Source organism: Williamsia sp. MIQD14 (assembly GCF_051025635.1).
In the GTDB taxonomy this organism is placed as follows: Bacteria; Actinomycetota; Actinomycetes; order Mycobacteriales; family Mycobacteriaceae; genus Williamsia_A.
Map to the genome: position 1 here is coordinate 536,804 of NZ_JBPFDG010000002.1, position 12,908 is coordinate 549,711.

12 protein-coding genes are annotated in these 12,908 nt (G+C 70.0%); 3 read left to right on the forward strand and 9 right to left on the reverse strand.

What is annotated here, in order from left to right; genetic code table 11:
• Nucleotides 1–6 precede the first annotated feature (6 nt).
• From ACQ7HM_RS10030 to ACQ7HM_RS10050, 5 genes are read right to left on the reverse strand one after another with little or no spacing between them, the layout of a single operon-like run.
• Nucleotides 7–900, reverse strand: a complete 894-nt coding sequence (locus tag ACQ7HM_RS10030; protein WP_434216108.1) for a 3-hydroxyacyl-CoA dehydrogenase NAD-binding domain-containing protein — start codon at nt 898–900, stop codon at nt 7–9.
• Entirely contained in the window at nt 897–1,823 is a 927-nt protein-coding gene (locus tag ACQ7HM_RS10035; RefSeq protein ID WP_434216109.1) for a hypothetical protein, read from the reverse strand. Before ACQ7HM_RS10035 ends, ACQ7HM_RS10030 begins: the two co-directional genes overlap by 4 nt.
• Before the next feature lie 14 nt (nt 1,824–1,837).
• A complete protein-coding gene (locus ACQ7HM_RS10040; RefSeq protein ID WP_434216110.1) occupies nt 1,838–3,013 on the reverse strand; it encodes an acyl-CoA dehydrogenase family protein in 1,176 nt (391 codons plus the stop codon).
• Between the two features lie 25 nt (nt 3,014–3,038).
• Nucleotides 3,039–4,211: an acyl-CoA dehydrogenase family protein gene (locus tag ACQ7HM_RS10045; RefSeq protein WP_434216111.1), complete on the reverse strand. Its 1,173-nt coding sequence runs from the start codon at nt 4,209–4,211 to the stop codon at nt 3,039–3,041.
• Nucleotides 4,212–4,244: 33 nt separating this feature from the next.
• Nucleotides 4,245–5,429 carry a CaiB/BaiF CoA transferase family protein gene (locus ACQ7HM_RS10050; protein WP_434216112.1) on the reverse strand — a complete coding sequence of 395 codons (1,185 nt, stop codon included), beginning with the start codon at nt 5,427–5,429 and terminating at the stop codon, nt 4,245–4,247.
• A 102-nt stretch (nt 5,430–5,531) separates the two neighbouring features.
• On the opposite strand from ACQ7HM_RS10050, the gene ACQ7HM_RS10055 reads away from it, so the two are divergent.
• Nucleotides 5,532–6,413 (forward strand): LysR family transcriptional regulator, encoded by an 882-nt coding sequence (locus ACQ7HM_RS10055; RefSeq protein ID WP_434216402.1) that lies wholly within the window; start codon nt 5,532–5,534, stop codon nt 6,411–6,413.
• Nucleotides 6,414–6,615: 202 nt separating this feature from the next.
• Here the strand turns inward: ACQ7HM_RS10055 and ACQ7HM_RS10060 are convergent, their stop codons facing one another.
• The 3 genes from ACQ7HM_RS10060 to ACQ7HM_RS10070 form a co-directional block, all read right to left on the reverse strand.
• The gene (locus tag ACQ7HM_RS10060) at nt 6,616–7,872 is read right to left on the reverse strand and encodes a lipase family protein (protein ID WP_434216113.1); all 1,257 of its coding nucleotides are present in this window, start codon (nt 7,870–7,872) and stop codon (nt 6,616–6,618) included.
• A gap of 87 nt (nt 7,873–7,959) precedes the next feature.
• Nucleotides 7,960–8,139, reverse strand: coding sequence for an antitoxin (locus tag ACQ7HM_RS10065; RefSeq protein WP_434216114.1), 180 nt, complete (start codon nt 8,137–8,139; stop codon nt 7,960–7,962).
• 113 nt (nt 8,140–8,252) lie between these two features.
• Complete coding sequence (locus ACQ7HM_RS10070; RefSeq protein WP_434216115.1) at nt 8,253–9,395, reverse strand: MBL fold metallo-hydrolase; 1,143 nt, start codon at nt 9,393–9,395, stop codon at nt 8,253–8,255.
• Nucleotides 9,396–9,534: 139 nt separating this feature from the next.
• Between ACQ7HM_RS10070 and ACQ7HM_RS10075 the strand changes: the two genes are divergently transcribed.
• Nucleotides 9,535–10,719, forward strand: a complete 1,185-nt coding sequence (locus ACQ7HM_RS10075; protein WP_434216116.1) for a thiolase family protein — start codon at nt 9,535–9,537, stop codon at nt 10,717–10,719.
• Nucleotides 10,720–10,723: 4 nt separating this feature from the next.
• Here ACQ7HM_RS10075 and ACQ7HM_RS10080 read toward each other — a convergent pair whose 3' ends face one another.
• Entirely contained in the window at nt 10,724–11,377 is a 654-nt protein-coding gene (locus ACQ7HM_RS10080) for an SDR family oxidoreductase (RefSeq protein ID WP_434216117.1), read from the reverse strand.
• 240 nt (nt 11,378–11,617) lie between these two features.
• Here ACQ7HM_RS10080 and ACQ7HM_RS10085 point away from each other — a divergent pair, with 240 nt between their 5' ends.
• Nucleotides 11,618–12,838, forward strand: a complete 1,221-nt coding sequence (locus ACQ7HM_RS10085; protein ID WP_434216118.1) for a cytochrome P450 — start codon at nt 11,618–11,620, stop codon at nt 12,836–12,838.
• Nucleotides 12,839–12,908 lie beyond the last annotated feature (70 nt).

Below are 12,908 nucleotides of genomic sequence, written 5' to 3' on the forward strand. Positions count from 1 at the left end.
GGCGAACTACCCGTCGACCGCCGCGAGTGCAGCCAACACCGCACGCGTACGGCGATCGCGCCGTCTCGCGAGCGTCTCGTAGACCTCCTCGCCGGAACCGTAGGTCTCCTCGACGGCGTCGACGAGACGGCGCATCGACGCGGGATCGGTGGCGGGCACGCCGGGCTCGATGCCGCCGGTCTGCGCACCCACGCCGGCGAGCAGCTGGGCGATGCCGCCCGGGCCGCCGCCGAGGACGTTGCCCTCGAACAGTCCGATGGTCGCCCACCGCAGTCCGAGCGAGTTCTGCAGGATGGTGTCGAGGTCGGCGGGCGACACCACACCCTCCTGCACGAGGTAGCGCGCCTCGCGGGAGATGGCGGCCTGCAGGCGGTTCGCGACGAAACCGGGGAGTTCGCGGCGGATCACCACGGGTTCGCGGTCCAGCGCGCGATAGAGCTCGACGGCCCGGTCGGTGGTGGCCGGCGCCGTCCGCTCACCGGGGAGGACCTCCACGAGCGGCATGAGCTCCGGCGGGTTGAACGGGTGACCGACCAACAACCGCGCCGCGACGTCGGCGTCGAGGTCGACGCCGATCTCCGAGGAGGTGATCGACGAACTCGACGTCGCCAGAACGGCGTTCGCAGGAGCAGCGGCACCGATCTCGGCGAACAGTTGCTGCTTGATCGGCAGCCGTTCGGGGCCGTTCTCCTGCACGATGTCGGCGTCGCGGACGGCGTCGGCGAGATCGTCGGTCGCCCGAACCTTCTCGTCGTCACCGAACTCGGCGGTGACGATGTCGGCGAGATCGGGACGGGGGTCGGTGATGGTGACGGTCCATCCGTGCTCGCGGGCGAGACGCGCCCACGAGATCCCGATGACGCCGGCACCGACGATGGCGAGGGTGGGTGTGGGGGTCATGACTGCTCCGTTCGTGCCGGGATTCCGACGATGCCGGTGAACGCACTGCCGGGAATCGTGGCGAGCACGCGTTCCCCGGGCGCTCCCGCGCGGGTGGGGACGGCGCGCACGGTGCCGTCGAGGGCGGTGACGTAGGCGACGCCTGCCTCGGCGTCGACGGCGAGACCGATGGCCTCGGCGAAGTCCTTCGCGAGGATCGTCGGCTCCACGCCGTGCTCACCGACGGCGGGTACGGGTGCGCTGTTGAGCGTGTTGCCGTACGGGGCCGCGCCGCGGTCGGTCCAGTACAGCGTCGACGACGCGGCATCGAGCCAGAGGTCGATCGGTTCGGGCAGATCCGACCACACCGTCTCGATGTCGCTGCGGTTCTCCGCGGTCTCCCCGGCCGGGATGTCGAGGCCGGCCCGGAAGATCCGTCCCGCATCGCCTTTCGCCGGACCCTTCTGCGTCCAGTAGAGGTGGCGTGCGGCGACGTCGACCGCGACACCGACGCACTGGTCGCCGATGTCGACGAGGCCGGTCTCCGGATCGCGGGGACGGGTCACGAGGTCGGTGACATCGTGGCCGTCGACGGTCGAGCGTGTGACGCGCCCGCCTTCGCGGTCGGACCAGTAGAGGTGGCCGTCGGCGAGGTCGAGCTGCTTGCCGGTGGTGATCGCACCGTCCGGCAGGACGGTGGTCACGTCGGAGCCGTCGGTGCGCGCCGAACGGAGACTGCCGTTGCGGTCGGTGAAGTCGGCGCCGTCGTCTCCGCGCCGCGGGCGGCCCATGAGCGTCCACCAGATGCGGTCGCCTGCCGGGTCGTGTGCGATCCCGTCGGGTGCCGAACCGGTCTCGGCGACGACGGTGGTCACCGTGCCGTCGAGATCGACCCGACGGATGGCTCCGCCGGCGATGTCGAGGACGAGCAGATGGTCGAACACTGCGATCCCTCCTCTCAGGCGGCGTCGGCGTTGTTGAGCAGCGCGCTCGGTGCGCGCAGGACGGTGTCGGAGGCGACCGCGCGACGCCGTGCCGCCTCCACACCACCCAGTGTCGCGGTGATGCCGACGAGGCGCGCCGCGTGGTGGCCGATCTCCGACTCGTAGGTCATGCCGATACCGCCGTGCAGCTGCACGATCTCCTCGGCGACCCCGATCGCGGCGTCGCACACGAAGACGAACGCGTCGTCGGCGGTGGAGGTGAGGACATCGGAGTCGGCGGTGCCGTTCGCGACGGCCTCGGCGGTCGCGGTGGCGTACAGGGCCATCGAGCGCGCCAGTTCGACCTGCGCGTAGAGGTCGGCGGCGCGGTGGACCAGCGCCTGGAACGTCGACAGCGGAACGCCGAACTGCTTGCGGGACTTCAGGTACTCGACGGTGAGCGTCAGGCCGGATTCCATCAGGCCCACGGCCTCGCCGGTGAGGGCGATACGAGCCCGCGCGAACGCGGACCGCAGTGCTGCGGTGACGTCGGCGGTCCCGTCCCCGAGCAGGACACCCTGCACGTCGGTGAACGTCACCTGCGACGCGTGGGTCCAGTCGGCGGTGCGTCCGTCGGCCCGGGCGACGCCGGAGGTGCTGGACTCGACGACGGCGACCTGGGTGCGACCGTCGCTGTCGACCGCGGTGACGAGCAGGTGCGAGGCCTGATCGGCATGCGCCACCGGCGCTTTGACGCCGGTGATGGTGACAGAGCCGTCGTCCTGCGAGGTCACCGTGGTCGCCGGTGCGGCGTCCCAGGCGCGACCGGGTTCGGCGTGCGCGACCGCGATGGTCGCCTCACCGGCGGCCAGGGCGCCGAGCAGTTCCTTCTGCTGGGTCGGGTCACCGAGGTCGGTGATCAACCAACCGGGCAGGGCGACACCGTCGAGGAGCGGCTCGGTCGCGGCGTGACGGCCGATGGCCTGCAGGCTCGCGTAGAGCTCCACCGGTCCGGCGCCGACGCCGCCGTGGTCCTCGTCAATGGTCAGGCCGGTGAGGCCGAGTTCGGTGAGGGTGGACCAGGTGCGGGCGTTCCAGCCCAGGTCCGACGACGTCGCGCTCGCGCGGCCGCCCATCGTGTAGTCGCGGCCGACGGCGGAGTCGACGGTCTCGAAGAGGAGTTGCTGGTCGTCGTTCAGGTCGAGGTTCATGGTGTTCTCCTAAAGTCCCTGAGACTCAGAGTCCGAGGATGGTCTTGGCGATGACGCCGCGCTGGATCTCGTTGGAGCCGCCGAAGATCGACAGCTTGCGGAGGTTGAGGTACTGCTCGGCCGATGCGGTCGCGGCGGGGTCGGCGACGAGGTCGCCCTCGGCGGAGACGATCGCGCCGTCGGAGCCGGCGGCCGACATCCGCAGGCGGGTCAGCTCCTGCAGGGTCTGGGTGCCCTCCATCTTGAGCAGCGACGAGACAGGGCTCGCCTGGCCGTGCTCCGAGGCGCCGGTGACCCGCAGCTGCGTCGCCTCGAGGGCGAGCAGGCGCGTCTTCAGCGAGTGCATCGACCCACGGAAGGCTGGGTCGTCGGCGAGAGTGCCCACGCCGGTGTCGGTCTCGGACGCGGCGGCAGCGAGATCGGCGTAGATCCGCTGCGCGGTACCGACCTGCGCGATGCTGTTGCGCTCGTTGCCGAGCAGGAACTTGGCGTAGGTCCAGCCCTTGTTCTCCTCACCGACGAGGTTCTCGGCGGGGATCACGACGTCGTCGAAGAAGAACTCGTTGACCTCCGCGCTGCCGTCGAACAGACGGATCGGGCGGCGTTCGATGCCGGGGCTGGTGAGGTCGAGCAGGAGGAACGAGATGCCCTGCTGCTTGCGGGGCGCGTCGGGGTTCGTGCGGGCGAGGACGAACATCCAGTCGCCGTACTGGCCGAGTGTGGTCCAGGTCTTCTGCCCGTTGAGGACGTAGTGGTCCCCGTCGCGGCGGGCGGTGGTCTTCAGCGAGGCGAGGTCGGAACCGGCCTCCGGCTCCGAGAAGCCCTGCGACCACCAGATGTCGAGATTGGCCGTCGCGGGGAGGAAGCGCTCCTTCTGCTCCTGCGAACCGAACTCGGCGATGATCGGGCCCACCATGGAGACGTTGAACGCCAACGGCTGTGGGACACCCGCGCGCTGCATCTCGGAGCCGTAGATGTGCGACTGCGTCGCGGTCCAGTCCTTGCCGCCCCACTCCGCCGGCCAGTGCGGCACGGCGAGCCCGTGGCGGTGGAGGATCCGCTGGCTGGTGACGATGTCGTCGTGGGTGGTCTGGTTCAACGCGGTGCGGCGGCGGATGTCGGCGGGGATCTCGCCTCCGAACACCTCGCGCAGGCTGTCGCGGAACTCGATGTCGGCACTCGAGAGTTCGAGGTCCATGATTGTCTCCCTTGGTTGTTCGGGCAGGGTGGTTCAGGCGTCTGCGCGGACGCTGCCGAGCACCTCGTCGGTGCTGGCGCCCGCGCGTTCGGCGTGACGGCGGTACGTCGTCGGGGTGGCCGAGAAGTGCAGCGGGTTGGCGATCACGCGGATGGTGCCCTCGGTGGGGTGCTCGACCTCGGTGATGAGGTCCACCTCCCGCACGTAGGGGTCGTTCGGGAGATCAGCGATGTCGACGACGACGCCGTAGGGCATGTCCTCGGCGGTGAGGTACTCCTCCCATTCCGCGGTGGTCTTGTTCGTCGAGTGCGCGAGGACCTTCTCGATGCCCGCGGTGAAGACGGGGCGATCGATGGTGGGCGATGCCCAGGCCGGGTCGGCGGCGTCCTCCTCGAGTCCGGCGCCGATGAGCAGCTTGCGGACGGCCTCGTTGGTGTACGGCACGGCAGCGATCGCGCCACCGTCCTTGGTGCGCATGGCGGCGTGGGCGCCGGTGAGGCTCAACGGGTTGCCCACATCGCCGGCGGCGGGGACGAACACGTCACCGGCCATGTGCTCGACGAGGTTCACCGCGATCATGGCGTCGGCCATCGCGAGCGCGACGTGCTGGCCCTCGCCGGTGCGCTGCTGGTGGTAGAGCGCGGCCAGGATGCCGTTGAGCAGGTAGAGGGCGGCGGTCTTGTCGGCGATGAACGTCGGCATGAACTGCAACGAGTCGCCGGCGCGGTCCTGGAGGCTGACCAGTCCGGACACGGCCTGGATGACCTCGTCGTAGGCGGGACGGTTGCCCTGCGACGACTGCGGGGCGAAACCCTGTGCATGGGCGTAGATCAGATGGGGAAAGCGCTCGTGGACGGCGTCGTAGTCGAGACCGAGGCGAGCGAGCGCACCGGCGCGCATGTTGGTGACGAGCACGTCGGCGTCGGCGAGGATCGCGAACAGGTCGGCGAGACCCTCGGGGTCCTTGAGGTTCAGGGCGACGCTGCGCTTGTTGCGGTTGACCTGCATGTAGAGCGGCGCCATCCCGGGGTTGCGGCCGGTGTTGGCCGGCGAGGTGCGCGCGGTGTCGAACGGCGGCTCGATGCGGATGACGTCGGCACCGAAGTCACCGAGGATCTGCGTCGCGTACGGGCCCATCACCACGGTCGAGATGTCGACCACGGTGACGCCTGCGAGAGGGCCGGATGTCGGATCTGCGTTCATGTCTGTGGTGGTCATGTGTTCCACGCTAGGTCGTTGCCCAAGGTAAGAGAATTACCGTCTGGCTCAGATCGGTATGTCCACGGCGATAACACCGGTCTAGGCTCGTGCACTGTGGAGATGCATCATCTGCGGTACTTCCTCGCCGTCGCGCGCGAACTCAACTTCACCCGCGCCGCACGGTCGCTGAACATGTCGGTGCCGCCGCTGAGCCAGCGGATCCGCACCCTCGAACGCGAACTGGGCACGCCCCTGTTCGAGCGATCCACCCACCACACCAGGCTCACCGCGGCGGGCGAGGCCCTCGTGCCGCTGGCGTCGTCGGTGGTCGCCGACTTCGACGCCATCCCCGGACTCGTCGGCCCCGACACCGGTCGGGTCGAGGTGCGTCTCGCGATCCCCGACGTGCTCAATCCCGCACATCGTCGGTCGCTGACCTCGTCGATCCGGGACCTCGAGGCGACGTTCTCGTTCGCCATCCGACAGATGCCCTCGTTGCAGATGGAGTCGGCGCTGCTGAGCAACTCCATCGATCTCGCCATCGCCCACGTCGGAACCACCGACGACCGCCTCACCACCCTGGTCCTCTACTGCGAGCCGCTGGGCGCGGTCGTCGATGCATCACGATTCCCTGGGCGGACGTCCCTACAGCTGAGCGACCTGCGCGGCATGCGCTACATCCGGGGTCCGCGGCACTGGGATCTCGGGCAGGGACGGGCCGATCGACTCGCCGCGGCCGGTGCCGTCGTCGACGCGGACGCGGTGTTCAGCGACATCAGTGGTCTGATGATGTTTCTGCGCAGCACATCCGGGTTCACCATCGTGCCGGTCGAATCCGAGGCCGTGGCGTCGCTCGACCCCGACGACTATGTGGTGCTGCCGATCGACGACATCGACGACTCGCTCACAACCTACCTCCTGCGTCGCACCGCCGATGCACGCCTGCAACCGGTCGTGCGCGCCCTCGGCCGCGCCGACGCCCGACCCGCTCCACCCCGCTGATCCCCACTGCGCCAGTTGGGCCGTTGTCTGCGCCGGTTGGGCCGTTGTTCGCCTCAGTTGGGCCGTCGTTCCCGCCAGGTGGGCCGTTGTTCGCGTCCAAGGGGCCCTCGTCCCACGACGATTCACACGAGGGCCCAACGGATGGAAACGACGGCCCAACTGGCGACGTGGGGGGCAGCTCAGTGAGATCAGCGCAGTGGGGTCAGCGGGGGCAGGTGTTCGGGGCGGGGTCACCGGCGAAGCGGTCGCCGATCCAGTCGATCGCGCTCGGCGTGAGGCCGGTGTTGGTGTGCCCCTTGCCCACCGCGACCGTCCGCTCGATGGTGTCGCCCATCGCGCACGCCCTCGTCACCGCACCGGCTGTCCAGCTCGGCGTGATGATCTGATCGGAGTCGCCGTAACCGACGAACAGCGGGGCGTCCGAGCGGCGTTGCGGGAGCGCATCGGCGGCGAGCATCGAGTGCAGTTGCCGCAGAGCCGATGCCGATCGGATCGCGGCATCACCGGGTCGGACACCGGTCAACGCGGAGTACTTGGAGAACGCACTCCCCGACCCACACGACGTCAGCGCCTGCGCGCCGGCCGCGAGGCCGCCGCGCATGTACTGATCGACGGGGAGATCGGGATACACCGCGCGCAGACCGTCGACGATCAACGGGATGAACGCGATCTGGATCTGGGTGAACGTCGGTGCCGCATAGGGCTGCGCGTCGTAGCCGTCCGCGATCGGCGACACATCGGCCGCGGGCGCCAGGGCGGCGGCTCCCACGAAGCGCAATCCCGATCCGTAGTCGGTCGCGGCGGCCTCTCCCGCGGCCCAGGCGGCCTGTCCCCCTTGCGATGCCCCCATCGATGCCCATCGTGTCCCGGCCTGCGGCACGATCGTGCGCGCGGCGCGGACCATGTCGATCATGTTGCGCGCGACGGTGTCGGTGTCGAGGTACGGGTGCGGCACGGTCGTGACACGGGCGTCGGCGGAGGCACCCGGACCGCTGAGGCCCTGATAGTCCGACGCGGCGACCACGTAACCGCGGTTCACCAGTGAGGCGATCGTGGACGCGCCGCCGAGGAGATCGGGATAGCCCGACGGGCCGCAGTTCGACGCGGTCCCGGTGGTCCCGTGGCCGTAGGCGACGATCGGCCATCCACCGGGCGGAGGCGTGCCCGAGGGTGCGGCGACGATGCCCGACACCTGCGTGCCGAAGGTGCCGTCGGGATCGCCCGGCGCGTAACCGGCGCTGGAGCGGTAGACGACACGGGTCACCGAGACGTCGGCGAGCGGCCCGCCCGGGTCGACCGTCATCGGCGACCGCGACACGATCGCCCCGCGCTCGGCGGGCGACGGTGCACCCGGCAGGTCGGCGGACTCTGCCGCAGGACTGCCGGGCGTCGATGACGGGCGCGCATCCGGGGCCTGCTCGGCGGTGCACCCGGCCGCCGCGAGGGCGACCGCGAGCACCGTGCAGACGACGACGGGCAGCCGACGAGTGATCGCCGACTGCCCGCGCCGCAGAGTGAGGATGACCGCTGCTCTCGATCGAACGCCCTACTTGGGCTGATCGCCCAGCTTCTTCGCGGCATCCTTCGCCGCATCGCGACCCTTGGCGACCTGGCTCGTGTACTTGCCCTTGGTCGCCTTGTCGATCGCGTCGGCGCCCTTGTCGATGTACTGGGAGTTCTTGCTCACCAGCGACTTGGCCTTGGTGGTCAGCTGCTTGAAGTCCATGTGTGTGTCCTCTCGTCGGTGCGCCGCGTCCGCGGTGCGGCGCTGATGCCGACCCAACGATCGGCGTTCATGTCCGGTTCCCGGACCATGAGCAGAGTCGGTTCCCGGGGTGCTCAGTTCTGGGCGATGCCGTGCCACCAGTCGGGATCGTCGAGACCCGCGCCGGTGCGGGTGACGACGTCGATGCGGGTTCCCGGGGCCGGTGTCGCGGTGACCGCCGACGCTTTGTCGGCCGCGGCGAGCATGCGGCGCACCGGGTCGTCCCAGGTGTGCAGGCCGAGGTTGAAGGTCGCCCAATGGATCGGCACCATCAGCGAGTCGGCGAGCGAGTCGCCGGCAAGCATCGTGTGCAGCGCGACGCCCTCCTCGGGGTCGACGTGGATGTCGGGCCACATGCGGTCGTAGGCGCCGATGGGGACCAGCGTCAGTTCGTACGGGCCGCCGGCGTCGCGGTAGGCCTCGGTGAAGCCGGTGTCGCCGGTGAAGAACGCCGAGTGCTGCGGGCCGCGCACGCCCCAGCTGGCCCACTGGGTGAGGTTGCGGACGACGCCGCGGCCCGAGAAGTGCCGTGCCGGAACGCAATCGAAGGTGAGGTCGCCGTGGGTGACGCGTTGTCCCCAGTCGGCCTCGGAGATGCGGTCGGGCGCGATGCCCCAGTACTCGAGGTGCGCACCGACACCGATCGGGGCGACGAAGTGCGCGCGGGGTTGTTCGCGGGCGATGGTGACCACGGTGGTCATGTCGAGGTGGTCGTAGTGGTCGTGACTGATCAACACCACATCGAGGTCGGGCAGTTGCGACGCGGTGCACGGCGCGCGGTGCATGCGCGCGGGGCCGATGGCCTGCGACGGGGAGCAGCGCTTCGACAGGACCGGGTCGGTGAGCACGCGGCGTCCGTCGATCTCGACGAGCGCGGTGGCGTGGCCGAGCCACGTGACGGCCAGCGCGGCGGCGGTGTCGGCGAAGCCGGGGGCGACGAACAGAGGGTCGCGGACCGGCACGGTCGACCCCGGGTCGCCTCGACGGCGCGCTTTGATCATGTCGACGGCCCCGGTGCGGTCGACGTCGACGGCGATCGACGGCTCGCGGTTGGCGAAGAACCCGTCGCGCTGGTTCGGCGAGGCGCTGATGTGCGGGGCGATGGCCTCGGGCGACGCCCCGAAGGCGCGACCGGTCGCCGAGCCGGTGGCGGCTAGGCCGGTGGTGAAGGCGCCGACGGCCCCGACGCTCGCGGAGGCGGCAAGTTTGCGGATCACGCCGACAACCGTACCGGCGCGGCGACCACCGCAGGCGCCCCCTGACTTACCGGGAAGCAAGTCAGCTGGTAGACAGTTGACTAGTGATAGAGCTAGTCAGACCTCCTGACCGGCGACCCATCGAGTGGAGGAACGCACCATGGCCACAACCGCACGCACCGACGCCGTCATCGTCGGCGCCGTTCGCACCCCGATCGGCAAGGGAAAGGCGTCGGGCGCGCTGCACGGCGTCCATCCGGTCGACCTCCTCGCCCACAGCCTGCGTGCGCTCGTCGAACGCACCGGCATCGACCCGGCGCTGGTCGACGACGTCATCACCGGCACCGTCACCCAGGCCGACGAGCAGGGACAGAACATCGCCCGCAACGCCGTGCTCGCCGCCGGCTTCCCCGAATCGGTGCCGGCGACCACCATCAACCGGCAGTGCGGCTCGAGCCAGCAGGCGGTGTCGTTCGCCGCGCAGGGCGTGATGTCGGGCGCGTACGACGTCGTGATCGCCGCGGGCGTCGAGTCGATGGGCCGGGTGCCGATGATGTCCGACATCCGACCCGGGGCGGATCCGTTCGGCGAGGCGCTCGCGCAGCGTTATCCCGGGGGCTTCATCCCGCAGGGCTACAGCGCCGAACTCATCGCAGCACGCTGGGATCTCAGCCGGACCCAGCTCGACGAGTTCGCGCTCTCGTCGCACGAGAAGGCGGCCGCGGCGACCAAGGCCGGCTACTTCGACGCCGAACTCGCACCGATCGCCGGGCTCGAGCACGACGAGATGATCCGCCCCGGTGGGTCGATCGACGCTCTGGCGCAACTGCGCCCGGCCTTCTACGACGAGGCGATGGGGCGCCGCTTCCCCGACATCGACTGGCGCATCACCGCCGCCAACTCGAGCCCGCTCTCCGACGGCAGTGCGGCACTGCTGATCATGTCCGCGGAGAAGGCACAGCAGCTGGGTCTGACCCCGTTGGCGCGCGTCCACACGACGACGGTCGTCGGCTCGGATCCGATCCTCATGTTGACCGGCATCATCCCGGCGACACACAAGGTGCTCGAGAAGGCCGGTCTCACGATCGGCGACATCGACCTGTTCGAGGTCAACGAGGCGTTCAGTCCGGTCGTCCTCGCCTGGGCCCATGACACCGGCGCCGACCTGGCGAAGACGAACGTCCACGGCGGCGCCATCGCTCTCGGACATCCGTTGGGCGCCAGCGGCGCACGGCTGATGACCACGATGGTCAACGCCCTGCACCGGACCGGCGGCCGGTACGGCCTGCAGACCATGTGCGAGGCGGGTGGTCAGGCCAACGCCACCATCATCGAGAGATTGTGAGGAGCTAGGCGCCCAGCGCCTTCTCGATGGGGGTGTCGCCGCCGGTGAACTCGATCATCCGGCCGACGGTCGACGGCGTGCGCAGCACGGCGGCGATCACCTCCGCGACGTCGGCGCGGGCGACCTCGGTGCCCTGTTCGGCACCCTCCTCCTTCGTGCGGATGGTGCCGGTCGCATCGCCGTCGGCCAGCGAACTCGGCGCGACAATCGTCCAGTCGAGGTCGCTGGCCCGCAGGTACTGATCGGCGTCACCCTTCGCCTCGGCGTAGGCGTAGAACGAATCATCCGGCGACACACCGTGATCGACGGAGGCGCCGAAGTACGACACGAGCGCGAACCGCTTGATGGAGGTGGCCGAAGCGGCGTCGACGCAGCGGATCGCGGCGTCGCGGTCGACGGCGTAGGTCCGGTCGGGGTTGCCGCCACCGGCGCCGGCGGCGAACACGATCGCGTCGTGTCCCTCGAACGCCTCGATGATCTGCTCGGTGGAGGCGTTCTCGATGTCGACGATGACCGGCGCGGCACCGGCACCGGTGATGTCGTCGGACTGCTCGGGCTTGCGGATGAGCGAGCTCACCTGGTGACCGTCGTCCACGAGCAGCCGCGCCAGCATGAGTGCGATCTTGCCGTGGCCTCCGACGATGGCGATCCGTGACATGTCTGCTCCCGTTCTGCGCCCGTAGGCGGTGTGTCGTTCCGGTGTGGCGCCGCGGTCCCCGGTTCTCGCCGGGCGCGTCGATCCGATCCCCGGCGGCCTGCATCACCGGACAGCCCACGCTAGCAATCCCCGACATGACGGCCCGCGGCGACGAACCTCCCTGGCGTGGGCCTGGCATCTGCGCTACTTTGTTTTGTGTTGCTAAACACATACGTGTAGACCGAAACCGGGGAGACCACCGTGACACTGTCGCTGGATCGAAGCGCCGACGCCGTCGACTATCCGTTCAACCGACCCGACGATCTCGAGCTCGCACCCGAGTACGGCGAGATCCGGGCGAACAGCGGCCTGGCTCGCGTACGACTCCCGTTCGGTGAGATCGGCTGGCTCGCGACCCGTTACGACGACGTCCGCACCGTCCTGGCCGATCCCCGGTTCAGCCGGGCGGTCGCCGCCGACCACGACGAACCGCGCATGCGCGAGGGGCGCCAGAACTCCGGCATCCTCTCGATGGATCCGCCCGACCACACCCGCCTGCGCACCCTGGTGGCGCGCGCCTTCACCCCGCGTCGCATCGAGAACCTGCGTCCCGCGGCCGCCGCCATCTGCGCCGACCTCGTCGCCGACATGCGATCGGGTGCGGGTCCGGTCGATCTCGTCGACCGCTTCGCGCTGCCGCTGCCCGTGCGGGTCATCTGTGCACTGCTCGGCGTGCCGCAGCGGGATCAGCCGTTGTTCCGCAGGTGGAGCGACGCCGCCCTGTCGACGACGTCGCTGTCGGCCGCGGAATTCGACGCCAGTCGGGAGGAGTTCCGCGACTACATGCGCGGGCTGCTCGCGGTGAAACGCGCCGACCCCGCCGACGACCTCATCTGCGCGCTGATCGACGCGCGCGACGGCGACGGCGGTACCGACCGGCTCAGCGAGATCGAGCTCATCGACCTGTGCAACGGCATCCTCGTCGCCGGGCACGAGACCACCGCCTCGCAGATCCCGAACTTCATCCTGTTCCTCCTCGCCCACGACGGCCGGTGGCGCGAACTCCACGATCACCCCGAGCTCGTCGCGGGCGCGGTCGAGGAACTCATGCGCCTGGTGCCGCTGGGGATCGGCGCCGGCCAGGCCCGCTACGCCCTCGACGACGTGGAGCTCTCCGGGGTCCGGATCCGCGCCGGCGAACCGGTCCTGGTGTCCATCGCGTCGGCGAACCGCGACCCCGAGGCCTTCGACGACCCCGAGCGCTACGACCCGACGCGTCCCCGCGCGGGCCGCGGCAACGCCGGACACATCGGCTTCGGTCACGGCGCCCACCACTGCCTCGGCGCCGCGTTGGCCCGTGTCGAACTGCAGGAGGCGCTCCGCGCGCTGACCGGCACGTTCCCCGATCTCACCGTCGAGGCCGTCGACTGGAAATCCGAGATGGTGGTCCGCGGCCCGCGCGGGATGACCGTCTCCCTCTGACCCCGGCCCCCACCCCGCGGCGGCGGCACCGATCGTGCGTGCAGATGCACCGATCGGCGCCGTCGACCGG

Excerpts from the sequence above, each read along its gene's own strand:
- ACQ7HM_RS10080 (WP_434216117.1), bottom strand. The coding sequence starts at position 11,377 with ATGTCACGGATCGCCATCGTCGGAGGCCACGGCAAGATCGCACTCATG.
- ACQ7HM_RS10050 (WP_434216112.1), bottom strand. The coding sequence starts at position 5,429 with ATGACCACCACAGACATGAACGCAGATCCGACATCCGGCCCTCTCGCA.
- ACQ7HM_RS10055 (WP_434216402.1), top strand. The coding sequence starts at position 5,532 with ATGCATCATCTGCGGTACTTCCTCGCCGTCGCGCGCGAACTCAACTTC.
- ACQ7HM_RS10065 (WP_434216114.1), bottom strand. The coding sequence starts at position 8,139 with ATGGACTTCAAGCAGCTGACCACCAAGGCCAAGTCGCTGGTGAGCAAG.
- ACQ7HM_RS10075 (WP_434216116.1), top strand. The coding sequence starts at position 9,535 with ATGGCCACAACCGCACGCACCGACGCCGTCATCGTCGGCGCCGTTCGC.
- ACQ7HM_RS10030 (WP_434216108.1), bottom strand. The coding sequence starts at position 900 with ATGACCCCCACACCCACCCTCGCCATCGTCGGTGCCGGCGTCATCGGG.
- ACQ7HM_RS10045 (WP_434216111.1), bottom strand. The coding sequence starts at position 4,211 with ATGGACCTCGAACTCTCGAGTGCCGACATCGAGTTCCGCGACAGCCTG.
- ACQ7HM_RS10040 (WP_434216110.1), bottom strand. The coding sequence starts at position 3,013 with ATGAACCTCGACCTGAACGACGACCAGCAACTCCTCTTCGAGACCGTC.